This is a genomic window from Roseobacter sp. HKCC-CH-9208 (assembly GCF_037805125.1).
Taxonomy (GTDB): domain Bacteria; phylum Pseudomonadota; class Alphaproteobacteria; order Rhodobacterales; family Rhodobacteraceae; genus M30B80.
Genome location: NZ_JBBLYK010000001.1, coordinates 1,878,910 through 1,905,113, shown reverse-complemented (window position 1 = coordinate 1,905,113; position 26,204 = coordinate 1,878,910). Strand labels below are relative to the sequence as shown.

The following is a 26,204-nucleotide window of genomic DNA, read 5'->3' as shown; positions in this document are numbered from 1 at the left end:
TCCCCCTAGCTTTCAAGCCGTTTTGCAACCCGCGCGCGGGTTTCCTCATCACAAAAGGCCGCCGCAAGCGCGGTTTGGTTTATTTCCGTGAATTCTGTCTCACCCCACCCAAAATGCTGCTCCAAGGCCTCATATTCACAGCTCATATTGGTATGGAAAAAGGGTGGATCATCGGTTGACACGGTTACCTTGACCCCAGCCTCGCGCAGACGCGCAAGGGGGTGACTTTTCCAATTTGGGAAAACCCCAAGAAAGACATTCGACACAGGGCAGCATTCCAAAACAACACCCGTATCGGCAAGGCGTGCGACCAAGTCAGGGTCACTGATCGCCTCGACACCATGCCCGATACGGAGCGGATTATAGACATCTAACGTCTCGCGCACCGATTGCGCGCCCCCCCATTCGCCTGCATGAATGGTGAAGGGTAGTCCTGCCTCGGCCGCGCAATCAAAGCTCCATGAAAAATCGCGCAGATGGCCAATCTTCTCGTCTCCCGCCATTCCAAAGCCGCAAATCATGCGCCCCGCCGTTTCCGCAGCACAGCGCGCGGCCCGTTTCGCCTGATCTGGCCCGAAATGACGAACTGCCGTAATCACGCCCCGCATCGTGATCCCAAAAACCCGCTCGGCGGCATCTGCGGCTTCGGTCATCGCAGAAAGATACTCGCGCCAAGCACCAATATCCCCACCGCCGCAAAAATCAGGGGACAGGAAGGTTTCGCAATAAACCACCCCATGGCCTGCTGATGCCTCAAGCACAGACCGCGTCAGACGCGCATAATCTTCGGGCGTGGTGAGAACCGATGTTGCCGCCTCATAGACGCGCAGAAAATGCACAAAATCATGAATGTCATAGCCGCCTTGCGCGGTGAAAATGCCCGATAAATCCACCTTTTTTTCGAAGGCGATCTGACGAATAAAATCAGGCTGTGCTGCCCCCTCAAGGTGAAGGTGCAATTCAACCTTTTTGACGCAGGCCATATCTGACATTGCACTTCCCCTAAAAATAATAGCCAAGCGCGGTGACCACTATGGCAAATAAGGTAGCCGCGCGCCATGAGATCACCCGCTGCGACAAGACCCGGGCGGCCAGACGCACCCCAAATAGGGCAGCGACAAAGGTCATGGCAGCATAGATGATTTGACTGTCAATCTGGCTCATAAGGCAGGGCTTCCAATCTGAAGGGGGCCAAGCCCCAAATGCGCGGTAAGACTTGCGCCAATATCGGCAAAGGCCCGAAGGCCAAGGACTTGTGGCGCATAGTCAGGGGCCACCACCAAAAATGGGACACGTTCACGGGTGTGATCCGTGCCAACCCATGTGGGATCATTGCCATGATCCGCGGTTAAAATCAGCATGTCACCCAGGCGCAGCGCGGCAACAATTGGCGCAATCGCTGCGTCAAACCATTCCAGCGCACCCGCATAACCCGCCACATCGCGGCGATGGCCAAAACGGGCATCAAACTCAACGAAATTGGCGATTGTGAGGCTACCATCGGGGGCGCAATCTACCGCGTGGGCCAGATGTTCCATCAGGCGGGCATCACCTCCCTTATGGCTTTCCGTGATGCCACGATGGGCGAAAATATCGCTGATTTTGCCAATGGCAATGACCGCGCGCCCTGCCTCAGATGCGTGATCCAACAAGGTTGGGTGGGGCGGCATCATCGCGTAATCGCGGCGGTTTTCAGTGCGCTCAAACGCGCCTAGGCGACCCGTAAAGGGGCGCGCGATCACCCGCCCTACCCGCATCGCGTGCAGCTGCGGGGCGATCCTTTCGCAGAGGTCATAGAGACGCTTTAGCCCAAAGACCTCTTCATGCGCGGCAATTTGAAAGACACTATCGGCGGAGGTGTAGCAAATCGGATACCCCGTTTGCAGATGTTGCGCCCCAAGGCGTGCTATGATCTCAGTGCCAGAGGCGTGGCAATTGCCCAAAATCCCCCCAACACCTGCAATTGATTGAACCGCCGCGACCAAAGCTTCAGGGAAACTGGGAAGGGTAGCGGGAAAATAGTGCCATTCCCAAGGCAAGGCGCAGCCCGTCAATTCCCAATGGCCTGATGGCGTGTCTTTGCCTTTGGCGGATTCTTCGGCCACACCCCAAATGGCATTCGGTGCAGCCGGTGTCAGGGGTGCAGGGCAGATGCCGCTTGCCAGATGCAAAGCGGCCCCGAGACCCAGACGATCTAAATTCGGCACTCTCAGCGGCTGTGCCTGCGCGATATGGCCCAAGGTATTCGCGCCTGTATCGGGATGGCCCGCATTGAAATATCGGTCTGCGTCTGGTGCGCCCCCGATACCAACAGAATCCATCACAACCAAAAATCCGCGCGCCATTCAGCCAATCCTTTCATGGATCAAGGCAGGGCGCGGCGGCCTTTCTTCGGAGAGAGTGAAGGCGTCTAACACAATTGCCCCCATATGTTTGGCAATCTCAGGGTCGCGCGCATGAAGGCGCAAAAGCGGGGTCGTGGGGTCGGCCAAATCACCAATCCGCTGGATGTCAGAAAGACCCACACGTTTGTCGATCTGATCCTCTGCCTGTAGGCGTCCCCCGCCAAGATGCACCACAACCTCGCCCAAGGTGCGGGCGTCAATTGCACGGATATAGCCCGTCTTTTGCGGAAAAATATCCACCGCATAGGGCGCTGCAGGCAAGCGATCTCGCCAACGTGCCACAAAATCTGTGGCGCCCCCTTGCGCCGCGACCATACGGCCAAAAACCTCGGCGGCGTGACCTTGGGTCAGCGCGTTTGTCAGTGCCATCTCACCTGCCGCCGCATCAACCGCAAGCCCCGCTTGCACCAAAACCTCACCCCCAAGGCTGATGGTTACGCGGATCAGATCACTGTCGAGCTTTGGACTGCAAAGCGCCTCCATCACCTCCATCATTTCCAAAGAATTGCCCGCTGCACGCGCAAGCGGTTGGTTCATATCGGTGACAAGCGCCGTGGTTTTACAGCCCGCACTTTGTGCTGTATCCACCAAGGATTGAGCCAGTTGCACGGCCTCTTGCGGGGTTTGCATAAAGGCACCCGTGCCGCATTTAACGTCTAAAACCAAGGCCTCTAGCCCTGCTGCCAATTTCTTGGACAAAATAGAGGCCGTGATCAAATCAATGCTTGGCACAGTGGCGGTGATATCACGCAACCCATAAAGCCTGCGATCCGCAGGGGCGATATCGGCATTGGCGCTGACAATCGCACAGCCCACTTGCCCCACAATGCGTTGCAAATCCTCAATGGAGACATCAATCTGCAAGCCCGAAATTGCCGAAAGTTTGTCCAAAGTGCCGCCCGTATGCCCCAAGCCGCGCCCTGAAATCATCGGCACATAGGCCCCGCACGCCGCTAAGGCAGGGGCAAGGATCAGCGACACACAATCGCCCACCCCGCCTGTGGAATGTTTGTCGATCACAGGGCCATCCAGTGACCACCCCAAAACCGTGCCGCTTTCCAGCATACCATGGGTCAGATGGGTGCGGTTCTCAAGGCTGAGACCGCGCAAACATACGGCCATCGCAAAGGCCCCCGCCTGCGCATCGCTGACAGTGCCATCCGCCAACCCTTCGGCAAAGGCAAACATCTCAAATTCGGTCAGAGTTTGCCCCTCTCGCAATTTTGCCAAGATGCTGCGCGGATCGGCCATGATCTGCCCTATTCCATCGCCGATTTCACAAAGGCGCCAGGCAGAATGTCCGCCATGCTCAGGATCGCCTGACCTGTGCCGCGCGTTGTGGCCATGGTGATCAGCACCTCATCTTTGCTGAATTCCAGCAATTTTTGACGACACCCCCCACAAGGGGCGACAGGAACGGGGCTATCTGCGATCACTGCAACCTCTAGGATCTCATGACAGCCTGCGGCAATCATCGCTGAAATTGCGCCCGCCTCGGCACAGGTGCCTTGGGGATAGGCCGCGTTTTCGACATTCACCCCTTGGTAAATCTGCCCATCTGCCCCACGCAGCGCAGCACCAACTGCAAAGCCCGAATACGGGGCATAGGCGCGCGGACGGATTTCTGCGGCGGCGGCCATCAATGCGGGGTCTGGTGTCTTTGTCTGGGGCATGATCCGCACTCCTTGAATTGCGTTGCCTCAATCTGTCCTGACGAACCGATGCACGCAAGGCGAAAGAAAAAGCGGGCCCAAAGGCCCGCCCTTCATCCCGTCTCGCCAAACCCGCCTTAGGCTTTGGGGTAGCCCAAGGTTTTCAAGGCCGCCGCAATCTCGTCTAAAATCGCAGGATCATCAATTGTTGCAGGCATTTTATAGCTTTCGCCATCGGCGATTTTCACCATTGTGCCGCGCAAAATCTTGCCCGAACGGGTTTTGGGCAGGCGATCCACCACAACGGCCAACTTGAACGCCGCAACGGGGCCGATTTTGTCACGCACAAGTTTCACGCATTCAGACACGACATCTGCCGTATCTTTGGTCGCCCCTTTATTGAGACACAAAAACCCCAGAGGCATTTGCCCTTTGAGATCATCTGCCACACCGATCACCGCGCATTCAGCCACATCTGGGTGGGAGGCAAGAACCTCCTCCATCCCACCTGTCGACAAGCGGTGACCCGCCACGTTGATCACATCATCCGTGCGCGCCATGATATAAAGATACCCGTCTTCATCCTTATATCCCGCATCACCCGTCTCGTAATAGCCTTTGAAATGCTCAAGATAGGATTTGCGGAAGCGGGCTTCGGCATTCCACAACGTAGGCAAGGTTGCAGGCGGCAAGGGCAATTTAATCGCAATCACGCCCAATTCGCCCGCAGGCAATTCATGCCCGCCCTCATCCAAAATTTGCACATCATACCCGGGCATTGGCACCGAGGGGCTGCCGATTTTGACAGGCAATTTTTCAATACCCAATGGGTTGCCACAAATGGCCCAACCCGTTTCGGTTTGCCACCAATGGTCAATCACGGGCACGCCAAGTTTTGCCTGCGCCCATTGGATTGTGTCAGGGTCGGCACGCTCACCCGCCAAGAACAGTGATTCAAGGCTAGAGATGTCATATTTCCCAATAAAGCTGCCTACTGGGTCTTCGCGCTTGATCGCGCGAAAGGCCGTTGGGGCGGTAAACAGGCATTTAACTTTATGCTCATCAATCACGCGCCAGAACGTGCCTGCATCAGGCGTGCCAATAGGTTTGCCTTCAAAGACGATTGTGGTGCAGCCAAAGGTCAGAGGCGCGTAACAAATATAGGAATGCCCCACGACCCAACCCACATCAGAAGCGGCCCAAAACACCTCGCCGGGGTTCATGTCGTAGAGATTGCGCATTGACCAATTCAACGCAACCAGATGGCCGCCTGTATGGCGCACAACGCCCTTTGGCTGGCCCGTTGTGCCAGAGGTGTAGAGAATATAGGCGGGGTGGTTGCCCTCTACGGGCACACAAGGCGCAGGCGCAACCCCGTGTTGGAAGCCATACCAATCGACATCGCGCCCATCGGTCAAGCTTGCCAATTCTTGCTCGCGCTGAAAGATCACGCAGAAATCTGGCTTATGGGCGGCGGCCTCGATGGCCGCATCCAAAAGCGGTTTATAATGCACCACGCGGCCCGGCTCGAGGCCACAGGAGGCGGCGATGATACATTTGGGTTGCGCATCATCAATGCGCACCGCCAATTCAGCCGCAGCAAAGCCGCCAAAGACCACCGAATGCACCGCGCCAATACGCGCGCAGGCAAGCATCGCCTCAACCGCCTGTGGCACCATCGGCATATAGATAATGACCCGATCCCCTTTGGTCACACCTTTGGCTTGAAGGCCACCCGCCAGAAGCGCGACACGTTCTTGCAATTCTGCATAGGAAATTTTCTGAACCGTGCTGGTGATGGGGCTGTCATAGATGATAGCGGTGCGATCCCCATGGCCTGCGGCAACATGGCGATCGACCGCGTTCCAACAACCATTCAGTTGACCATCTGCAAACCATTCATAAAGAGGCGCGTTTTCATCAGACAGCGCTTGGGATGGTTCAACCTCCCAATCAATGGCAGAAGCAGCCTCCATCCAAAACCCTTCTGGGTTGGAACGGGCATACTCATAAATCTTTTGATAGCTCATGCGGGCCTCCCTTTGCTTGCGCAATTTTCTATCCCTTCAACCATAGCTTGCGCAAGAAGGTGACTTTGACGCAGGCGCGAAAACTGCGACCATGCGCCACTTTGTTTTAACGGCGGGGACGTTAGATGGGGAATATCGAACAGGAGCCTCCCCCATGACCATGTCCTTAAACGAAGACACAAGCCATTATATCACACGCCATGTCACCTATCGCCTGCCCGTCATCGGGCGCATCGCGCGCGAGGTGGTCGAAGGCGAAGTAGACAACAGTTTTGCCCTTATTATCATGGTTGTTTCGGCTGTTGCCTCGGCCGTTCTGATTTGGGGCTTTCCCGCACTGATCATCTCGGGGCTTGGGGCAACCGCATTGATGTTTGTCACACTGTTGCGCATCACCTTTGGCTAAGGCGCGGCAGTGCGCCTGTCAGCCATAGGTGGCGACAGGCGTGCCTGCGAGGGCGGAGATATTCAACAGCCCCCGCGCGGTGATTGAGGGGGTGACGATATGCGCGCGATTGCCCATCCCCATAAGAATCGGCCCGACTTCCAGCCCGCCCGCCTTCATCTTTAGGATGTTCCGTGCCGCCCCAGCGGCATCAGTATTGGCAAAGACAAGCGCGTTGGCCTGCCCCTCAAGGCGCGAATTGGGGAAAATTCGGGCGCGCAGTTCGGGATCAAGCGCGCTGTCGATATGCATCTCGCCCTCATAGGCGAAATCAAGCGCCATCGCGTCCAGAATATCGAGCGCCGCGCGCATCCGCCGCCCACTGTCACTGTCGAGATTGCCGAATTGACTGCCAGAACACAGCGCAATTTTTGGCGCGATGCCAAAGCGGCGCACATGACGGGCTGTGGCAATCACCGTCTCGGCGATTTGGTCTGGGGTGGGCTGCGCATGAATATGCGTATCGGCAATAAAGAGCGGCCCATCTTCCAAAATCATCAAGGACAGCGCCCCAACAGGATGTAACCCGTCACGGGCCAAAAGCTGGCTGATATATTTCAAGTGCCACAAATACTGGCCAAAGGTGCCGCAGATTAAGCTGTCTGCCTCTTCGCGATACACCATGACCGCGCCGATGGCGGTGGTGTTTGTTCGCATAATCGCACGGGCCAAATCGGGGGTCACCCCGTGGCGTTCCATCACGCTGTGATAGCTGCCCCAATAATCCCGATAGCGCGGGTCATTTTCGGGGTTTACGATTTCGAAATCCACCCGCGGGCGGATGGTCAGGCCTGCCCTCTCGGCCCGCATTTCAATTACATCGGGACGACCGATAAGAATGGGGGTGTCTGTGGTTTCCTCAAGCATGGCTTGGGCCGCACGCAAAACGCGCTCATCCTCGCCTTCTGCGAAAGCGATACGGCGGGTCGTAGTGGCCGCTGCGGCAAAGACAGGGCGCATGATAAGCGCAGAGCGGAACACCGCCTGATTAAGTTTGGCGCGATAGGCGGCGATGTCATCAATGGGCCGCTTCGCCACACCCGAACTCATAGCCGCCTCGGCCACGGCACTGGCCACCACACCCATCAGCCGCGGGTCAAACGGCTTGGGGATCAGATAGTCAGAGCCAAAGGTCAGCTGCTCGCCCTTATAGGCCGCCGCCGCTTCGGCACTGGTGGTGGCGCGCGCCAAGGCGGCGATACCTTCAATACAGGCAATTTGCATCGCGTCATTGATTTCGCTTGCGCCGACATCCAAGGCGCCGCGAAAGATGAACGGAAAGCATAAGACGTTGTTCACCTGATTGGGAAAATCTGACCGCCCCGTGGCAATGATCGCGTCAGGCTTTACCGCGCGCACATCATCGGGGGTGATTTCTGGGTTCGGGTTCGCCAAGGCAAAGACCACAGGACGATCTGCCATGCGCGCAACCATCTCGCGCGTTAAAACACCCGGGCCAGACAGGCCAAGGAACAAATCCGCCCCCTCGATCACATCACTCAAGGAAGCAGGACTATCCCCTTGGGCATATTCGGCCTTTTGCGGGGTCATTCCCGCCTCACGGCCCTGATAGACCAGACCATCCAAATCGCAGAGCCAAACATTCTCACGCTTGAGGCCCAGTTTCAGCAGCATATTGAGGCAGGCAATCCCCGCCGCACCGCCGCCCGTAGACACGACCTTGATATCGGCAAAGGATTTCCCCGCAAGACGCAGCGCATTGGTTGCGGCCGCGCCCACGACAATCGCCGTTCCATGTTGGTCGTCGTGGAAAACGGGAATATTCATTCGCTCACGGCACAGTTTTTCTACGATAAAACAATCTGGCGCTTTGATATCCTCAAGATTGATTGCGCCAAAGGTTGGCTCAAGCGCGCAAACAATATCCGCCAATTTCTCGGGGTCGCTCTCGTTCAATTCAATGTCAAAGCAGTCGATGCCAGCGAATTTCTTGAAAAGAACGGCCTTACCCTCCATCACAGGCTTTGAGGCGAGTGCGCCAATATTACCAAGGCCTAGCACAGCCGTGCCATTGGTCACCACGGCGACAAGGTTGCCGCGTCCTGTATAGCTTTCGGCATGGGCGGGGTCTGCTTTGATTTCAAGGCAGGCTTCAGCAACGCCGGGGCTATAGGCCAAGGACAGGTCGCGCCCATTCGCCAAAGGCTTGGTCGCGCGCACCTCTAGTTTTCCTGGCTTTGGGCCTGCATGATAGGCAAGCGCGCGCTGGCGCAAACTGTCGTTGCTGTCTTCAGTCATGATCTATTCCCAATCGGCTATGGTCGCCAAACAGCCGCAATCGGCCACCCTCCACAATTAGTTTAACGTTAAACTATCGCCTAGGAAAGGGCAAATCCCGTTTGGATTACACGAATTGCTCGCGCAAAAGCCGCTCTTCCAAACCATGACCTGGATCGAACAGGATACGATGGGTCACGTCTTGCGCGCTGGATATCTCGACATGGGTGACATTGTTTACCGAAACGCTATCGGCATCTGCCATCACAGGGCGGTGGTCAGGATCGACCACTTCGAAAATCACGTTGGATGATTTGTTAAGCAGCGCCCCCCGCCACCTGCGCGGACGAAAGGCCGCCACGGCGGTCATCGCCAAAACATCTGCACCAATGGGCAAAATCGGGCCATGGGCGGAATAGTTATAGGCGGTCGAGCCTGCAGGCGTGCATAACAGCGCGCCATCGCAGACCAGTTCTTGCATGCGCAGCTTTCCATCAACATGGATGCGCAGCTTGGCGGCTTGGGGGCCTGCGCGCAGCAAACTGACCTCATTGATCGCCAAAGCCTCGATTGTTTCGCCTGTCGCGCGCCGCGCCTTCATCCGCAACGGGTTGATCTGCGCCTCCTCCGCCGCAGTGAGGCGGGCCATCAAACCATCGGCAGAATACTCATTCATCAAAAAGCCGACCGTGCCACGGTTCATTCCATAGACAGGACGATTAAGCGGTTGGGTTTCGTGCAAGGTCGACAGCATAAAGCCATCCCCGCCAAGCGCCACGATGATATCGGCCTCCTGAGGCGTTGATTGGCCATAAGCCGCGCTCAATTCCGCAAGGGCTGCCTGCGCAATCCGCGCCCGCGAAGCCAAAAAGGCTATTTTCAAATCTTTGCTCATCTGCGCGACCTTTGCGAGACTGGGGTGCCGCCATCCTGTTCCCTGCCATGCCGAAACACAAGACCCCGCAAAACAGTGCAAATTTGCCCGCCTTGCAGGGCGGCAGGGCGCGACTCTCTGTCAAATTGCCGCTTTCGCCCTTTTCCAAGGGGCTGTTCTGCCCTAAACCCCATGCGATAGACAGCGCCCGCGCGTGACCCAACAAAACGCGCCCCCGATGTAAGGAGCCCTCACTATGACTGCGCCCCACCGTGACGATGGATTTTTTACCGAAGCCCTCAGCACCCGTGACCCTGAAATCTTTGGCGCGATTACCAAAGAATTCGGTCGTCAAAGCGAAGAGATCGAATTGATCGCCTCCGAGAACATCGTCTCGGCTGCTGTGATGGCCGCGCAAGGCTCGGTGATGACCAACAAATATGCCGAAGGCTATCCAGGTCGGCGGTATTATGGCGGCTGCGATTATGTCGATATCGCAGAAAACCTTGCGATTGAGCGGGCATGCAAGTTGTTTGACTGTGCGCATGCCAATGTGCAGCCCAATTCAGGCAGCCAGGCGAACCAAGGGGTTTTCACAGCTCTTTTGACGCCCGGCGATACCATCTTGGGCATGAGCCTTGATGCAGGCGGCCACCTGACCCATGGCGCCAAGCCCAACCAATCGGGCAAGTGGTTTAATGCCATTCAATACGGCGTGCGCAAGCAGGACATGGAAATCGACTATGACGCGATTGCCGAACTTGCGGCTGAACATAAGCCCAAAATGCTGATCGCGGGCGGCTCGGCCATTCCGCGTGTCATTGATTTTGCAAAAATGCGTGAGATTGCTGACAGTGTTGGGGCCTATCTTTTGGTCGACATGGCGCATTTCGCGGGGCTAGTGGCATCGGGTCATTACCCTTCGCCTTTCCCACATGCGCATGTTGCAACCACCACCACGCATAAAACCCTGCGCGGGCCACGCGGTGGGATGATCCTGACCAATGACGAAGATATCGCCAAGAAGGTCAATTCCGCCATCTTCCCGGGCATTCAAGGCGGCCCGTTGATGCATGTCATCGCCGCTAAGGCCGTGGCCTTTGGCGAGGCGCTGCGCCCTGAATTCAAGGCCTATCAGACCCAAGTGATCGCCAATTCCAAGGCGCTGGCGGATCAGCTGATGAAGGGGGGCTTGGATATCGTCACTGGCGGCACAGATACGCATTTGATGTTGGTTGACCTGCGCCCCAAAGGCGTAAAAGGCAATGCCACTGAAAAGGCGCTTGGCCGTGCTAATATAACCTGCAACAAAAACGGCATCCCATTTGACACGGAAAAGCCAATGATCACTTCGGGCGTGCGTTTAGGAACACCTGCGGCCACAACGCGTGGCTTTACCGAGACCGAATTCCGCCAAGTTGCGGATTGGATTGTTGAGGTGGTCGATGGCTTGGCAGCGAATGGTGAGGATGGAAATGGCGCCGTAGAGGCGAAAGTTGCCGCAGAGGTAAAGGCACTCTGTCAGCGCTTCCCCATCTATCCAAGCATCTGAAAGCGCTTATAAAATTGTAATGTCACGCGGGGCGGGGTTTGTTAAAAACTCGGCCCCGTTTTCTGTCAGGACAATATTTTCTTCGGCCACTAGAATCCGTCCCTTTCCCAGATCAACAGATGGCTCAAGGGTGAGAACCATACCTGCGTGCAGCACTGTCTGGTCTTGCGGCGTAAGGGATGGCCATTCGGTGAGCGTCACCCCCAACCCATGCCCTAACCGCCCGCCACACGGCGTGCCGCCACGCGCGGCAATTTCGCGGCACAGCATCGCGTGCAGATCCGAGGCGCGTATATTAGGTTCGATCACTTCCATCACGGCATAAATCGCATCTTGTAAAATCTGATGCCCGCGGGCAGCGTCAGGGCTTGGGGTTCCGATAGCAAAATTTCGGTCGAAATCGCAAAAATAGCCGTCTTTCACCGCGCCCGTATCCAACATCAAAATATCACCATTGCGCAGCGGTGTCGGTGCGGCAGGTGAAATCACATCGCCATAGCCTCCCTCGCCAGCCCCCCCTGCGACATAAGACACCCAATCGGCCCCCTCCTCAAGCAGCAGGATTTGAAATGCGCGAAACACCGCATCTAACGGCGTGCCGCCGCGGGCAATTTCATCAACGCGGGCAAAGGCGCGATTGCCAATGGCGCAAGCAGAGCGCAGTTTTTCAATCTCAAGCGCCGATTTTATCTCACGAGTGCGGTGCATGATATCTGTTGCATCCACAAAACTGCGGGGGGCGAGACGGGTTTGCAGCACAAAGAAATCCCCCAAGGGCATCCGCAGCTGTGTCTCCAGGCCCATTGCAACCCCGATCTTTCCACTTTTGGGTGTGACTTCACATAATGCCTCAGCCAGCAGGCTGATCCCGTCATCTTCGGGGCGCGGTGCGGGCCATGTCCGGATATCTGTGATCACCGATTTCCCCATGAGATAAGCCCCGATCTCAGGGATCACGGCCATTGGAGCGCCTGTGGCGGGGATCAGCACAAACCACGGTCGTGCGGGGCTCTCCCAAAAGCGCGTGAGAAAGCCTGTGACGTAGAAAATATCCGCCGCTTGGGTCAGCAAAATTGCATCTAGGCCTATAGCCTGTAGGCGGGCCTGAATCCCACGATGACGGCGGTGATATTCAGCGGGTGGGAACAGATCAGACATCCTCTGGCCCTTCGCTAAGAACACAGAGGACTCGCGCATCTGGCGGAAAGTCATAGCCAAGATAAGCCGCTGCAATTACGCCCGCTGCACCCGATGGCGTGGAGGCAAGCCCCGCTTTAGTCAATCGCGCCACTCCAGAGGCGGCTTGGCCATCTGAGATCGTCAAAAACTGATCTGCATCGCGCGCCAGCCCCGCTAACGCCACAAGCGAGGCTGTCTTACAGTCCAGCCGCCCCATGATTGAGACAGGGCCTTTGCTGTCGACAACATGGCCTGCAGCAATCGCATCTTGAAGGGCGGGAGCTGCATCAGGCTCTACCACAATAATCTGTGGGGCCTGCCCCCATGTGGCGCGCGCATGCGCAGCCAAGGCTCCTGCCATTCCACCCACACCTGCTTGCAAGAAAATATGCGTTGGTGGGCTGTCCATCGCTTCGACCATTTCTGCCCCAATTTGCAAATACCCCTCCATCACCAAATAGCCTTGGGTCATCTCACCCTCCCATGTGCTATCCGGAAGAAGCGTGCCTTCTCCTGCCGATGCGGCGGCCTCAGCCGCGGCAATGCTTTCTTCATATATGGCGCCCGCACGGCGCGGCTCTGCCCCTTGCGCACGGAGGCGATCGGCAAAAGCCTCCGGCACAGTGTCAGACAGATAAATTATTGCACGCGCGCCAAAGACCCGCGCCCCTGCAGCTACAGACAGGCCATGATTGCCTGCACTCGCAGCAATAAATGCGCGCCCCTTGAGGGCTGAGCTGAAATCAGCGGCTCCGTCTTCCATGGCTGCGCGTGCTACGTGGGCGATCACATAGGCCGCTCCCAAGGCTTTAAAACTTCCAAGTCCCATGCGCCCGCGCTCATCTTTAACAAAAAACGCTGCTGTGCCGGCAGTTTTTGCCAAATCATCACGCACCAAAAGAGGCGTGGGCGCGTAAGCAGGACAGTGTTCCAGGAGAGCCTTCACAGGGCTTGCATCATCACTGGGGAAACCCCGCAGATTAGGCAGACCTACCCCACGATAAGGGTTCTGACGGATCACAGTTGGTTGCAAGACTTTGTCTTCCATGGCGCAAAATCCTTTTTTTAAACGCACCAAGCCTAAGACCAGTTAAAAAGCGCTTTTGTATTCCCTGCGTCACTCTAAACATGAAAAACGCCAATGTGCCAAATTAGCCGGGCTCGAACACGCAAACAAGACTAGACCCAAGTCGATTGGCGCGCTATCGCAGTGCTATGCGATTTTTCACGCCCTTTTTGTTAACATTACCCTTCATTTTGTCTGCCTGCAGCACCCAGGACAGCGCTCGCCAAGAAGTGCGTAATGCAAGCTATCCCGCGCTTTTGCCGCTTAGCGCGCTTGAGATTGAAGAGATGCGCAGTCCTGCCAGCGCCGAAACACTAAGCACCCCTGAAGCAACCGTTGGGGAATTGGCTGGTCGCGCGGAAGACCTGCGCCGCCGCGCAGCGGCTTTGGCTAATGAGCCCATTAATTAATGCTTGAGGAATAGTTGTTCTGCCTGCGTTGCACCTTTTCTTGGAAGGAGCTAACAGGGGTTCAACTTGATAATGTGCGCGATACGCACAGCTATTGGAGGTCGGCATCATGGAACGCCCTTTGCGTCTTGCAATCGCAGGTCTTGGCACGGTTGGCACAGGTGTCATAAAGATAATTCAGAACAATGGCGCACTGATCGAGGCTCGCACAGGGCGCAAGGTTACCATTTCTGCCGTAAGCGCACGCAGCCGTGACAAAGATCGCGGCGTGAATTTGGCGAAATACGCATGGGAAGATGATCCCGTTGCGATGGCCAAGCGCGATGATGTGGATGTATTTGTTGAATTGATGGGCGGCTCGGATGGCCCTGCAAAGACGTCGACCGAAGCAGCAATTGCCGCAGGCAAGGATGTTGTCACAGCCAATAAGGCGCTTTTGGCGTTGTATGGACAGGAACTGGCTCAAGCGGCAGAGGATAATAACCTTGTCCTGCGTTTTGAGGCTGCAGTGGCGGGCGGCATCCCAATCATCAAATCTTTGACCGAAGGGTTGGCCGGCAACCAGATCACCCGGATAATGGGGGTGATGAACGGAACCTGCAATTACATCCTCACGCGGATGGGCAATGCAGGCCTCACCTATGAGGAAGCTTTTGCCGAGGCTGATGGCCTTGGCTATTTAGAAGCTGACCCACAGCTTGATGTCGGAGGCATTGATGCCGGACATAAATTGGCGCTTTTGTCCTCTGTCGCTTTTGGAACAAAAGTCGATTTTAGCGGTATAAGCCTCGAGGGCATTGGCGCAGTCACCATCGAAGACATCAATCGCGCTGCTGATCTTGGGTTCAAGATTAAACTTCTCGGAGTGGCGCGTATGACAGCGCGTGGCTTGGAACAACGGATGAGCCCCTGCCTGGTTCCTGCTTCTTCGCCCCTAGGGCAGCTTGAGGGAGGCACCAATATGGTGGTGGTGGAAGGAGACCATGTTGGCCAAATCGTGCTGCGCGGTGCGGGTGCAGGCGAAGGTCCAACGGCAAGTGCAGTGCTGTCAGATATTTGCGATATCGCGCGCAACATACGGATTTCTACATTTGGCCAACGCGCGAATACCCTCAAAGCCGCACCGCCCGCATCGGCGGCCTCGGCTGCGCGTTACTATATTCGCATGACCCTCAACGACAAACCTGGCGCTTTGGCAAAAATTGCCACAGTATTAGGAGATAATGGCATTTCAATTGATCGAATGCGTCAATATGATCACCCTGACGAAGCTGCGCCCGTATTAATAGTAACTCACAAAGCGGCTCAGCCCGCACTGCAAGAGGCGCTTGCAGCCTTGCCGCAGACGGGCGTATTGATGAGCGCCCCAGTTGCTTTGCGCATCGAAGACGTCTGAAAGAAAGGCTATAGCGCCCATGTCGCAAAAATCCGATTTTAATGATCGCTTGCTCTCCCTGGGATTGGCGCGGGTATCTGAAGCAGCGGCAATTGCTTCTGCAGATCTCATTGGTCGGGGCGACGAAAAAGCCGCTGACCAAGCCGCCGTAAACGCCATGCGCGAGCAGTTGAACCTGCTCGATATCCAGGGTGTGGTTGTGATCGGTGAGGGCGAACGAGACGAAGCCCCAATGTTATATATCGGCGAAGAGGTTGGCACGGGAAATGGCCCCGCTGTTGATATAGCGCTCGATCCGCTTGAAGGGACTACCCTGACCGCAAAGGACATGCCAAACGCCTTGACTGTGATTGCGATGGGGCCACGTGGATCTATGCTTCACGCGCCTGATACTTATATGGATAAGCTTGCAATTGGGCCTGGCTACCCTGAAGGCATCCTCAACCTAGATATGACTCCTTCAGAACGTGTTACGGCTCTTGCCAAAGCGCGCGGATGCAGCCCAAACGATATCACAGTCTGTGTTCTTGAGCGCCCCCGACATGAGGCGATAATTTCGGAAATTCGCGGCACAGGCGCCTCGATCCGTTTGATTACCGACGGCGATGTAGCAGGTGTCATTCATACTGCAGAGGCTAATCTGACTGGTATTGATATGTATATGGGCCAAGGTGGTGCACCGGAAGGAGTTCTAGCCGCGGCAGCCTTGAAATGCATGGGCGGACAAATGTGGGGACGACTGCTGTTCCGAAATGAGGACGAGCGTGCTCGCGCTGCCAAAGCCGGTATTACCGATTTTGAACGTGTCTACACGCGCGATGAAATGGTAACAGAGGATGTGATCTTCGCTGCCACAGGTGTGACATCAGGATCGATCCTTTCCGGCATCAAAAGAGAACCAGGTTGGCTGACCACAGAAACGGTCTTAATGCGTTCCAAAACGGGATCAATTCGCCGTATGAGCTACCGTCATCCTACGGGTCGCTAAATGACCCAAACTACAAAACACACGGAGCTCATACCACAAAATCTGTTATGACAGATGATTTGAACGCTAATATCTGCCTGGAAGTAAAGGTATCGCTTACGGGCAAAAGATGGGTCGCGCCCGCAACTGAGATGGCGCGCCATGCAACCGTAATTACGCGTGAAGCGCAACTCCCCCAACCTGTGGCCATGCTTTTGGCGCAGCGCAGAGTATTGTCTGAGCAGGCCAAAAGTTTTTTGAACCCCACACTTCGCGACCTGCTGCCTGACCCAAGCAATTTGCTGGATATGAATAAGGCTGCAGTTCGTATCTTGACCGCTGCCACCAAGCGCCAAAAGATTGCAATTTTTGCAGATTACGATGTCGATGGGGCTAGCTCTGCCACACTTTTGGTCGACTGGCTGCGTCAATTGGGCCACGACGCCACCATATATGTGCCTGATCGAATTGACGAAGGCTATGGCCCAAACATCCCTGCAATGCAGGAACTAGGCGCTTCACATGATCTTATCATCTGTGTTGATTGTGGGACCTTGTCACATGAGCCAATCGCAGCAGCAAACTGTGATGTGGTGGTTCTCGATCACCATTTGGGTGGTGCTGAGTTGCCCAATTGTGTCGCCGTTGTAAACCCAAATCGCCAAGACGAAACTGGAGAATGGGGTCATCTTTGTGCGGCTGCTGTTGTATTTTTAGTATTAGTGGAAATGAACCGTGAGCTAAGAAAAGTTCATGACAAAATCGGCCCTGATCTAATGGCAATGCTAGATCTAGTTGCCCTGGCTACAGTGGCTGACGTTGCGCCATTAATCGGGGTAAATCGCGCATTTGTGCGTCAAGGACTAGCTGTCATGGCAAGACGTGCGCGTCCAGGGATTGTGGCGCTATGCGATGTAGCTCGCCTTGATCGTACTCCAAGCGCCTACCATTTAGGATTCGTCCTCGGCCCACGCATCAATGCAGGAGGACGTATTGGAGAAGCCGATCTTGGTGCGAAACTTTTGTGCGAGACTGAGCCGAATAAGGCCCAAGCGATAGCAACCAAGCTCGAAAGCCTGAACACAGACCGCCGCGAAATCGAGGCTGCAGTACGTAATGCAGCTTTTGCGCAAGCAGAAGCGCGCGGTTTGGATGCACCGCTTGTCTGGGCTGCAAACGATGGATGGCACGCTGGTGTGGTAGGTATTGTTGCAAGCCGACTAAAAGAAGCATCGAACCGTCCAGCCATTGTCATCGGCTTTGATGGGGATGCCGGCAAGGGATCTGGTCGTTCAGTTGCGGGTATTGACCTAGGCGCAGCCATACAAAAGTTAGCGGCAGAGGGCCTGATTGAAAAAGGCGGCGGGCACAAAATGGCTGCAGGTCTAAGTCTCGATCGCGCGCAACTAGAACCCGCGATGGCACGCTTGTCAGATCTTCTAGCTCGTCAAGGTTCAGGTCTCACCATACATCAAGATTTACGGGTCGACGCTATAATCCTACCCTCGGGAGCCACGACGGAATTAATAGAGCTGTTGGACCAAGTAGGACCATTCGGTGCCTCAGCCCCCGCTCCACGCTTTGGCTTTCCAAATATGAAAATCATCTTCTCAAAACCGGTGGGCGAAACTCATTTAAAATTCACTGCCACCGATGGCGGTCCTACGAAAATAGACGGCATTGCTTTTGGTGCTATGGAGGGCCCGCTTGGTCCTGCTTTACAAGAGGCACAGCGATCAGGACGCAACATCCACATCGCAGGGCGGCTCGAGTTGAACTATTGGCAGGGCCGCAGCAAAGTACAATTGCGCCTTGAAGATGCCGCGTGGGCAGATGGCCAAGCAAGCTGAGTTAGACCTAGATCAATTTATGAAATAAAAAATTAGCGCGCAGTAGTACAGAATCCTCTTGCGCCTCAGCCGCACATTTCCTAAGAACCGCCCACACTAAGCGTGGCCCGTTCGTCTATCGGTTAGGACGCCAGGTTTTCAACCTGGAAAGAGGGGTTCGATTCCCCTACGGGCTGCCACATATCCCCCAAAATAATTTTAATCACTTGGTGCATGGCGCTTTCACAAGTAAATGGCGATGTGTGCAGGACAAAATTTTCGTAAAATAGTCGGCTCTTGCAAATCACACGCCGCAGTTAAACACAATTTTATGCTCAACTCGAACCAACATCCAACGCGAGTGGCAGTGTGTTTGCTCCCGCCCGCGCACGCATTGCTTTCATTTGTTTGTTAAAGCTTTGGCACTTTCACGGACTGAGAGGACAGCGCAACGATTTTGGAAATTCGACCAGCGCGTGTTTCTTTACGTTTCGCAGCGTGAAGCCACCGAAGAACGTTTCGGCGATAGCTGGGTGCAGACGAACCAAAAAATTGCCAAGCTACTTCGTTGGCAGAAAGCGCATCCTGCAAATCCTTTGGAGTAATCAGCGCATCCACCTCATCGGTGTCATTCCAGAGACCACTCTGCTTTGAAAACATTATCGCGGCACGGCCAGCTTCGTGCATTTGACCGCTGGCCTCCAATCGCTCTGCTCTGTCCTTGTAGGATTTCGCCCATGCTTGCTGCTTGCGGGGTGAAATAAGTTGCATAGTCTTTTTTTCATCAAGCTGTCGCCTGATGCCATCCATCCAGCCGAACGCAATAAGCTGATCGAGAATCTCATCCCGAGACACGTAAGGGGCGTTCGCAGCTTTCTTCCATGTCACTAACCAAACACTCTCAGATTGAGCGTAATGTTTAATTAGCCAATCGCACAGTTCATTTGCTGATTTGACTTCCAATGTCTCGAATTTATCTCGGGCGTCCATTGCTTAACTGACCATGACGCTTCATCGGATACTATTAAACCACTGAGGTCGATGCACGTGTGGGCTTCGCGTTACTTTTCTTTTCTCTCATAGCAATGAGCACTCCTGAGACAAAAATTATAGTTCCACCGATCCAAGTGAAAACATCTGGGACTTCGCCAAAGAGCCAAAACCCGAATACAATTCCCCAAATTAACTTAACATAGTCAAAAGGCATCAATAAGGTTGGGTCCCCCTCCTTGAATGCCTGGCTAAGGGTGAGCTGAGTGGCAGATCCCAAGCATCCAATAACGACTAACCAAACAAGTTGATTAAAATCTGGGGTTTTCCAAACCAAAATAGCTGGAATAAACGATAAAATGATCGTGGTGACGCCCATCCAAGAAACTATGGTCAAGCTATCGTCAGTTTTTGATAAGATTTTAATAAATAGCATTGATCCAGCCCAAAAAAACGCTGACGCAAGTACCAATATCGAACCAGTGTCAATTTCCAACAAACCTGGGCGAAGAATGATGAGCATTCCTATGAAACCCATGACAATTGCCATCCAACGATAGATCCGGAAGCGCTCACCCAAGAAGATCACGCTTAATATCGCCAAAAAGATTGGGGCTGTGAAACTTAGCGAATTAACGCGAGCTAACGTAATCAATCCTAAACTAGAAAAGAACATTAGCATTGAAGTTGTGTTTAAGAGACCACGGACAAGGTGTAACCGTAACTTAGTCGTTTTTAGAAACTTAAAACGTGATCGAACTATCATCGGTAAAATCACGATAAACCCGAATAGACTCCTGAAAAAAGCGACCTCAAAGGCGTGCAAGTCTTCGGTATTAATCCTTACAAGAACATGCATCGTCGCAGCAAAGAAAGTGGATGCTATCATCAAAAAAATACTTTTTAACGATGCGGATTGATTTGCCCAAACAATCCCAATTTTATTAGTCAAATTTCACCACTTTTCTTTTATTTATAAAATTACTAGCTTCCACAGACACATCACAAAGTTTTCATTGTAAATTCAACAACGCACAGCCGTCCTAGCTAGCATGGTTGACTGATCAATCATTAGGGATTTCCATGAGAAATCATAGAACTTAAACAGACCATATTAATCACTTGTCCACTAACAAAATAACAATTTTCTCAAGACGATCGCGGATGAACACTTACGGATTGTACAGTTGCTTATGCGTTTGAGAGCAAAACTCCCATAGCCAATGCTACAGCTGCTTGAGTTGGATCAATCACAGGTATTCCAAGCGCCTCTTCTACCTTTTTTCGGTGCGTTGCCATTCCAGCACACCCCAATACAAGCACATCAGCGCCCTGTTTTTTCAGAAGTCCGCCCACATTCACAAGTTTTTCGAGCGTTTTAGTGCCCCGTGCGCTTTCATCAACGCTCATATTCAATGGCAATTCACCGGCCAGCCGATCAAGAACTTGCATCCTTGCCATAACTCGCCAATGACGTTGTATGGAGGCGTCTGAGATTGCGATAACTCCAAAGCGATCTGCGCGAGCTAGTGCGCTCAACACTCCACTTTCTTGAATTCCAAAAACAGGCTTTTTGGTAATTGATCGGCAAGCGTGAAGACCTGGATCTGAATAACAAGCTATAACAAAAGCCCCCGCATCCGTTCGGGACTGTACCAAATTAACTAACGGGATAATCACACTATCAGAATCCAACTGACTTTCGATTCCGAACGGCCCCTCCTTCAAAGTCACACACTCAATTGAGGGACTTTTGGGCAGATTAAATTCCTTCAACGCATCCCTTATGCCATCGGTAACCAATTCATTCGAATTTGGATTAATTACTACTATCGGACCATTCATGTAAAAATATTTGCTCCAAAATTGTATATTGGATCAGTTTCTGGCAAATGCGTTCCGGTTAAGCCCGACAAATCGGTACGACCCCGTTTGACAAATACTCCATCACCTGGATTAGCTATCAGCTTATCGTTCTCAACAATCTTTTGACCCCTTGTAAGAACAGTCACTGGCCAACCTGTAATCTCCATCCCTTCAAATGGATTATAATTCACATAATCATGCGTCTCACCAGCCACCTTCGTGAGGTTTGGATCCCATATCGCGATGTCAGCATCTGCACCAATGGCCATTGTCCCTTTGAAAGGGTGCATGCCATACAATCGAGCCGCATTAGTAGATGATAAAGCTACGAACTGATTAAGGTTAATTCGGCCCTTCATCACACCTTCTGAGAACAGAATTGGCAATCGCATCTCAATACCTGGCATTCCGTTCGCTATTTTGCGGAAATCGACATCCGGCCCATTGGCAAACTTACCCGTATCATCGAACCGGTAAGGGGCGTGGTCCGATGACACAACGCTAAACGTTCCAGCAGCGACATGACGCCACAAAATTGATTGCGTATTTTTGTCACGAAGTGGCGGCGAACAAATGTACTTTGCTCCTTCCTTGCCGGAGCGATCTAGATCATTTCGCGTCAATAATAGGTAATGCGGACAAGTTTCACCAAAGATGTATGCACCCTCAGATCTCGCTTCAGCAACCAAGGCGGCGCCCTTCGGTGTCGAAACATGAACAATCATCAACGGGGCATTTGTGAGCTTGGCTAAACTTATTACACGATTGATTGCTTCTTCTTCAGCTATAGCTGGGCGCGATGGAGCGTGAAATTTGGGATCGGTGTAGCCATTCTCCACTAAAGCAGAGGACATCCACGTGAGCATGTCATGATTTTCAGCGTGGACCATGGTAAGGCCCCCGTAGCGTCGCGCCATGGTCATAATATCAAGTATTTGCGCATCACTGACTCGGGTCGCATAAGTCATGAAAATTTTGAAAGAGGTAATCCCCCTCTCAAAGACGCCGGGAAGCTCTGCCAGAACGTCTGCATTCGGATCGGTAAGTATGAGATGATAAGAGTAGTCGATAACTGATTTTGTTGAAGCCCTGCCGTCATAGGTAGAAAGCGTTTCAGCAACACTCTGACCAACTTTTTGAGCTGCGAACGGTACGAAACAAGAATTTCCACCAAACGCCGCTGATATTGATCCAGTTTCATAGTCATCAGCACTCATGAGGCCCATGCCGCTCTCCTGAGCGATGTGGCAATGCGCTTCGATTCCGCCTGGCATTACCAGTTTATTGGTAGCATCAATGACCTCATCACCCGACAAATTGCTACCCAATGTGGCAATCTTACCACCCGAAACGCCAACATCAGCAACGAAGATTTCGGACGCGGTGACAACTTTACCGCCCTTTATCACCAAATCATGCTGCACCGTTTTCTCCAGACCTAATTATATTGAAAATATTTTACTGCAGTTCAGACAATCTTACATTCAGGCGCTCTATTAAACGCGTTAGCTCGGCGTGGTCGACATCGCTAAGCGCAGGACCAGGAGCTCGTACAGTAGGACTTTCAATTACACCTCGACGGAATAGTATCTCCTTGCGTATAGCTAAGCCGATACCAAGCTGATGTTCGTAGCGCACTAAAGGCAAGTAAGCATCAAAGAGGTTTTCAGCTGCATCTAAGTCACCTTCTTGATACCGGTTTACCACGTTCACTAACATTTCAGGGTAGGCAAAACCTGTCATTGCTCCATCAGCTCCGCGCTGAAGTTCTTGAGGAAGAAATAAAGCGGCATTTCCCGTTAGAATAGACAATCTCGGCGTATCGTCAGTGCCACTTTGAGCGCGAACCTGTGACAGTTTAGTTAGTCCAGGCCAATCTTCATGTTTTAGCATAACGATTTGTGCGTAAGTGCGAGTTAAATCGAGGATTGTTTCTACGCTAAAATTAACGCCTGTTGTCTGTGGGTAGTCTTGCAGGCAAATAGGGACATCATCCCCTAGAGCCTTACAAACTTCACCAAAGTAGTTTTTTAATTTAACCTCGTGCACAAGACCAGGCATGGGAGCTACCATTACACCCGCAGCACCATCATCCATGACGGATTTAGTCAGGTCAGATAGGTTCCCCAAACCAGCGCCAGATACGCCAACCACAACGGGAATTCGACCTGCAACACGATCCAAAACATGCTTGGAGAACTGGATGGCATCTTGCGCTGATAGTTTTTGAGCTTCGCCCATTATACCGAGAATGGTCATGCCGGTTACACCACATTCGATGTAAAACTCGATCAATCGGTCAGCGCTTTCTAAATCAAGCGCTCCGTTTTTCGAGAATGGTGTAACGGAAATGATAAATACGCCGCGCGAATGTCTGTTAATCTTTTCAGCCATTTTGACCGCTCCAATATCCTTCTCTAGTCATCAGACGCCCAAACCCACGCAACGCCTTCTCAAACTCAGACGACTTATTCTGAGCGTGCAATGCTTTTGGTCAGTCATTTGTAACTACACCAGCTTGTGTGCCTATCCGTTGATAATGTTCGATACGACGATGCCGGCCAAAGTCAAAAATTGTTGTTTTACCAAAGGTACAAGCATCCATATCACAAGCATGAACAACAAGTTCATCGACCTCAGAGGAAGCTCTCGCAACAACATAACCATTAGGATCTACGATTATTGATCCTGCCATTAGAGGGTGTCCGTCCTCCAAACCGGCTTTTGCAATACCCACCACCCAAGTCGCATTTTGATAAGCGCCTGCAGTCATCGAAAGTTCAGAGTGGTAAAGCCTTTGCTCAATACCTTCATCAGATAACTGACTATTCACCGTCGGAGTATTGTACCCAAGCATCACCAGCTCGACACCTTGCAAACCCATTTCACGATATACTTCGGGCCAACGGCGATCGTTACAGATACACATCCCCATTCTTGCATTCAAATTTTTCCACACTGGAAATCCAAGATTGCCAGGCTCAAAATAGCGTTTTTCAAGATGCTGGAATGAGCGCTCGGGATCATATTCCGAATGCCCAGGCAAATGCACCTTTCTATACTTGCCAATTATGTTCGCATCTCGATCAGTGAGCACAGAAGTGTTGTAGTAATGCCCATCTTGAGTGCGTTCCGCATATCCAAAACTTATCGCTATCTGAGCTTTCTTCGCTGCTGCAAAAAGTGGCGCAGTTGCAGCATTAGGCATTTCATTTTCAAACCAAAAATCAACCTCTGATTGGTTATCAATAAACCAGCGCGGGAAAAAAGTTGTAAGAGCTAGTTCCGGATATACGACCAGATCGCAGCCCGCTTCTTTTGCCTGATCAAGCAAAACAATCATCCGATCCACGACAGCTTCTCTAGTATCGGCTTTTTGAATGGCGCCCATTTGGGCGCCGCCAATCACTATCTCTCTCATAATTCACCTCCCGAACAGCTCAAAAACTTCAACCCAAACGCAACAACTGCCTTGGCTCTGTCCAGACTAGAATAGTCACGTTACAGTGCTAGCTCATAGAGGAAATTCTGAAACACTAATGTTTAAAGAGACAATGGCGAACACATCGATTGATCAACACCCCGTAGCTAAAGGATCGAAATTACAGCTTGATGCCCTCATCATCGGCGCTGGATTTTCCGGCCTATATCAGCTTCATTTATTGCGGGATAAATTGCACTTGAAAGCCGCTATTGTTGAGGCTGGCGCTGGTGTTGGGGGAACTTGGTACTGGAACCGGTACCCGGGCGCTCGGTGTGACTCAGAAAGCCACACATATTGTTATTATTTTTCCGACGAAATTCTGAATGAATGGAGATGGTCAGAGCGATATCCAGGCCAAGCTGAGATACTCTCCTATCTGAATTTTTGTGCAGACAAATTGCATTTGCGACGTGACATTTATCTTGATCAACGCGTCAAAACAGCTGTGTGGAATGAAGACACGGCATGCTGGCAAATACAGTGCAATAGTGGCTTTAGTATTGAAGCAAAATATCTGGTATCGGCGGTAGGCTGCTTGTCCTCGACGAACACTCCAGATTTTGATGGCGCGCAAGAATTTGAAGGTCAAATATACCATACGGGTAAATGGCCTCATGATGGCGTAGATTTTCGCAACAAATCGGTAGCGATTATTGGCACAGGCTCAACCGGAATTCAGGCAATTCCAGTGATTGCAGAAGAGGCGCAGCAGCTAACCGTCTTACAGCGTACCCCCAATTACAGTGTTCCAGCTAGAAATGCTCCACTGCACCCCGATTTTCATTCAAAATTTACAAAAGAACGAAACCATGTAAGGGCTCAGATGCTATCATCACGGCATGGCCATCCATGGACAGCTCCTCCAAGGAATCTAGTTGAAACACCTGAAAACGAACGCACCGAGATTTTAGAAGAAGCCTGGGAGGTAGGAGGCCTTCGGTTCCGCGAAAGTTTTCAGGACATTCTATTCAACGAGCAATCAAATAAGATCATGTCCGATTTTATACGCTCAAAGATATTTGAAATTGTCGGGAACCAAGACACCGCCCAAAAGTTACTGCCGTCCGATCACCCATTCGCGACAAAGCGTCCCCCGATAGATACAAATTATTTCGAAACCTACAATCGCAAGAATGTTCATCTTGTTGATGTTCGTGAAAACCCGATTTCGAAATTAGACAAGCACGGTTTGGTTCTTGAGGACGGGACAAAGATCGAAGTCGATATCATGGTATTTGCCACTGGCTTTGATGCGATGTCCGGCGCACTTCTTAATATGGACATAGTCGGAAAAAACGGCCTTCGGCTGTGTGACGCGTGGCGCGAAGGACCAAAGACCTACCTAGGTGTCGGCGTAGCTCATTTTCCAAATATGTTCATTGTCACTGGGCCAGGCAGCCCATCAGTCTTAACCAATATGCCAAGATCGATTGAACAAAATGTGAATTGGATTTCTGACTTATTACAATTCGCTGAATCTAACAAAGTTCGATCCGTTGAGGTTCGTGAAGAAGCGATGTTTCAATGGACAGAACACGTGAATACAGTTGCAAGTAACACCCTGCTACCTAAGGCAAACCACTCTTGGTATTTGGGAGCTAATATTCCCGGAAAACCACGTGTGTTCATGCCGTATGCTGGCGGGCTAGATGTCTACAGCGCCCATTGTGAAGATATAGCAAAGAACGGTTATACGGGCTTTCAAATGATCCGTGACGTCAGCATGTCGTAAATAATTAATCGCATCTGCGTACAAGCTACCAAATCCAAAGATCACAACAAAAATTGAAGGCCAAAGCGATACCTTGATTTGATGTGTTA

Annotated in this window: 23 protein-coding genes and 1 tRNA gene; 8 read left to right on the top strand and 16 right to left on the bottom strand. The window is 52.6% G+C overall.

Annotated features, from left to right (window positions below):
* Positions 1-5: 5 nt before the first annotated feature.
* The 6 genes from AAC621_RS09555 to AAC621_RS09530 form a co-directional block, all read right to left on the bottom strand.
* Positions 6-992, bottom strand: coding sequence for an adenosine deaminase (locus tag AAC621_RS09555; RefSeq protein WP_340254845.1), 987 nt, complete (start codon positions 990-992; stop codon positions 6-8).
* Between the two features lie 10 nt (positions 993-1,002).
* Positions 1,003-1,164 (bottom strand): hypothetical protein, encoded by a 162-nt coding sequence (locus tag AAC621_RS09550; protein WP_340245198.1) that lies wholly within the window; start codon positions 1,162-1,164, stop codon positions 1,003-1,005.
* Positions 1,161-2,345 carry a phosphopentomutase gene (locus tag AAC621_RS09545; protein ID WP_340254841.1) on the bottom strand — a complete coding sequence of 395 codons (1,185 nt, stop codon included), beginning with the start codon at positions 2,343-2,345 and terminating at the stop codon, positions 1,161-1,163. Before AAC621_RS09545 ends, AAC621_RS09550 begins: the two co-directional genes overlap by 4 nt.
* Positions 2,346-3,656 (bottom strand): thymidine phosphorylase, encoded by a 1,311-nt coding sequence (locus AAC621_RS09540; protein WP_340254838.1) that lies wholly within the window; start codon positions 3,654-3,656, stop codon positions 2,346-2,348.
* A gap of 8 nt (positions 3,657-3,664) precedes the next feature.
* On the bottom strand, positions 3,665-4,078 hold the full coding sequence (locus tag AAC621_RS09535; RefSeq protein ID WP_340254836.1) for a cytidine deaminase: 414 nt from the start codon (positions 4,076-4,078) through the stop codon (positions 3,665-3,667).
* A gap of 116 nt (positions 4,079-4,194) precedes the next feature.
* Positions 4,195-6,087 (bottom strand): propionyl-CoA synthetase, encoded by a 1,893-nt coding sequence (locus AAC621_RS09530; RefSeq protein ID WP_340254834.1) that lies wholly within the window; start codon positions 6,085-6,087, stop codon positions 4,195-4,197.
* A 154-nt stretch (positions 6,088-6,241) separates the two neighbouring features.
* Between AAC621_RS09530 and AAC621_RS09525 the strand changes: the two genes are divergently transcribed.
* Positions 6,242-6,493 carry a hypothetical protein gene (locus AAC621_RS09525; protein WP_340254832.1) on the top strand — a complete coding sequence of 84 codons (252 nt, stop codon included), beginning with the start codon at positions 6,242-6,244 and terminating at the stop codon, positions 6,491-6,493.
* 18 nt (positions 6,494-6,511) lie between these two features.
* Here AAC621_RS09525 and AAC621_RS09520 read toward each other — a convergent pair whose 3' ends face one another.
* Positions 6,512-8,791 (bottom strand): NADP-dependent malic enzyme, encoded by a 2,280-nt coding sequence (locus AAC621_RS09520; protein ID WP_340254830.1) that lies wholly within the window; start codon positions 8,789-8,791, stop codon positions 6,512-6,514.
* 106 nt (positions 8,792-8,897) lie between these two features.
* Entirely contained in the window at positions 8,898-9,665 is a 768-nt protein-coding gene (locus tag AAC621_RS09515; protein WP_340254827.1) for an NAD kinase, read from the bottom strand.
* Positions 9,666-9,900: 235 nt separating this feature from the next.
* On the opposite strand from AAC621_RS09515, the gene glyA reads away from it, so the two are divergent.
* A complete protein-coding gene (gene glyA, locus AAC621_RS09510) occupies positions 9,901-11,196 on the top strand; it encodes a serine hydroxymethyltransferase (protein ID WP_340254824.1) in 1,296 nt (431 codons plus the stop codon).
* Between the two features lie 6 nt (positions 11,197-11,202).
* On the opposite strand, the gene AAC621_RS09505 is transcribed toward glyA, so the two are convergent.
* Positions 11,203-12,354, bottom strand: a complete 1,152-nt coding sequence (locus tag AAC621_RS09505) for a M24 family metallopeptidase (RefSeq protein ID WP_340254821.1) — start codon at positions 12,352-12,354, stop codon at positions 11,203-11,205.
* Positions 12,347-13,423 carry a pyridoxal-phosphate dependent enzyme gene (locus AAC621_RS09500; protein ID WP_340254818.1) on the bottom strand — a complete coding sequence of 359 codons (1,077 nt, stop codon included), beginning with the start codon at positions 13,421-13,423 and terminating at the stop codon, positions 12,347-12,349. Before AAC621_RS09500 ends, AAC621_RS09505 begins: the two co-directional genes overlap by 8 nt.
* A 248-nt stretch (positions 13,424-13,671) precedes the next feature.
* On the opposite strand from AAC621_RS09500, the gene AAC621_RS09495 reads away from it, so the two are divergent.
* The 5 genes from AAC621_RS09495 (at position 13,672) to AAC621_RS09475 (ending at position 18,243) form a co-directional block, all read left to right on the top strand.
* Entirely contained in the window at positions 13,672-13,851 is a 180-nt protein-coding gene (locus AAC621_RS09495; RefSeq protein ID WP_340254815.1) for a hypothetical protein, read from the top strand.
* Between the two features lie 109 nt (positions 13,852-13,960).
* On the top strand, positions 13,961-15,247 hold the full coding sequence (locus tag AAC621_RS09490) for a homoserine dehydrogenase (protein ID WP_340254812.1): 1,287 nt from the start codon (positions 13,961-13,963) through the stop codon (positions 15,245-15,247).
* Positions 15,248-15,266: 19 nt separating this feature from the next.
* Entirely contained in the window at positions 15,267-16,235 is a 969-nt protein-coding gene (gene glpX / locus AAC621_RS09485; RefSeq protein ID WP_340254809.1) for a class II fructose-bisphosphatase, read from the top strand.
* 47 nt (positions 16,236-16,282) lie between these two features.
* Positions 16,283-18,064 (top strand): single-stranded-DNA-specific exonuclease RecJ, encoded by a 1,782-nt coding sequence (gene recJ, locus AAC621_RS09480; protein ID WP_340254806.1) that lies wholly within the window; start codon positions 16,283-16,285, stop codon positions 18,062-18,064.
* 104 nt (positions 18,065-18,168) lie between these two features.
* Positions 18,169-18,243, top strand: a tRNA-Glu gene (locus AAC621_RS09475).
* A gap of 211 nt (positions 18,244-18,454) precedes the next feature.
* Here AAC621_RS09475 and AAC621_RS09470 read toward each other — a convergent pair.
* From AAC621_RS09470 to AAC621_RS09445, 6 genes are all read right to left on the bottom strand, one after another.
* Positions 18,455-19,033 carry a YdeI/OmpD-associated family protein gene (locus tag AAC621_RS09470; RefSeq protein ID WP_340254803.1) on the bottom strand — a complete coding sequence of 193 codons (579 nt, stop codon included), beginning with the start codon at positions 19,031-19,033 and terminating at the stop codon, positions 18,455-18,457.
* Between the two features lie 34 nt (positions 19,034-19,067).
* On the bottom strand, positions 19,068-19,985 hold the full coding sequence (locus AAC621_RS09465; protein ID WP_340254800.1) for a DMT family transporter: 918 nt from the start codon (positions 19,983-19,985) through the stop codon (positions 19,068-19,070).
* 239 nt (positions 19,986-20,224) lie between these two features.
* Complete coding sequence (locus AAC621_RS09460) at positions 20,225-20,878, bottom strand: aspartate/glutamate racemase family protein (protein WP_340254797.1); 654 nt, start codon at positions 20,876-20,878, stop codon at positions 20,225-20,227.
* A complete protein-coding gene (hydA, locus tag AAC621_RS09455; RefSeq protein ID WP_340254794.1) occupies positions 20,875-22,323 on the bottom strand; it encodes a dihydropyrimidinase in 1,449 nt (482 codons plus the stop codon). The genes AAC621_RS09460 and hydA overlap by 4 nt, the downstream gene beginning before the upstream one ends.
* A 34-nt stretch (positions 22,324-22,357) precedes the next feature.
* Positions 22,358-23,293, bottom strand: coding sequence for a dihydrodipicolinate synthase family protein (locus AAC621_RS09450; RefSeq protein WP_340254791.1), 936 nt, complete (start codon positions 23,291-23,293; stop codon positions 22,358-22,360).
* A 100-nt stretch (positions 23,294-23,393) separates the two neighbouring features.
* Positions 23,394-24,320 carry an N-carbamoyl-D-amino-acid hydrolase gene (locus AAC621_RS09445; RefSeq protein WP_340254788.1) on the bottom strand — a complete coding sequence of 309 codons (927 nt, stop codon included), beginning with the start codon at positions 24,318-24,320 and terminating at the stop codon, positions 23,394-23,396.
* 118 nt (positions 24,321-24,438) lie between these two features.
* On the opposite strand from AAC621_RS09445, the gene AAC621_RS09440 reads away from it, so the two are divergent.
* Complete coding sequence (locus AAC621_RS09440) at positions 24,439-26,115, top strand: flavin-containing monooxygenase (protein ID WP_340254785.1); 1,677 nt, start codon at positions 24,439-24,441, stop codon at positions 26,113-26,115.
* The last annotated feature ends 89 nt before the right edge of the window (positions 26,116-26,204 follow it).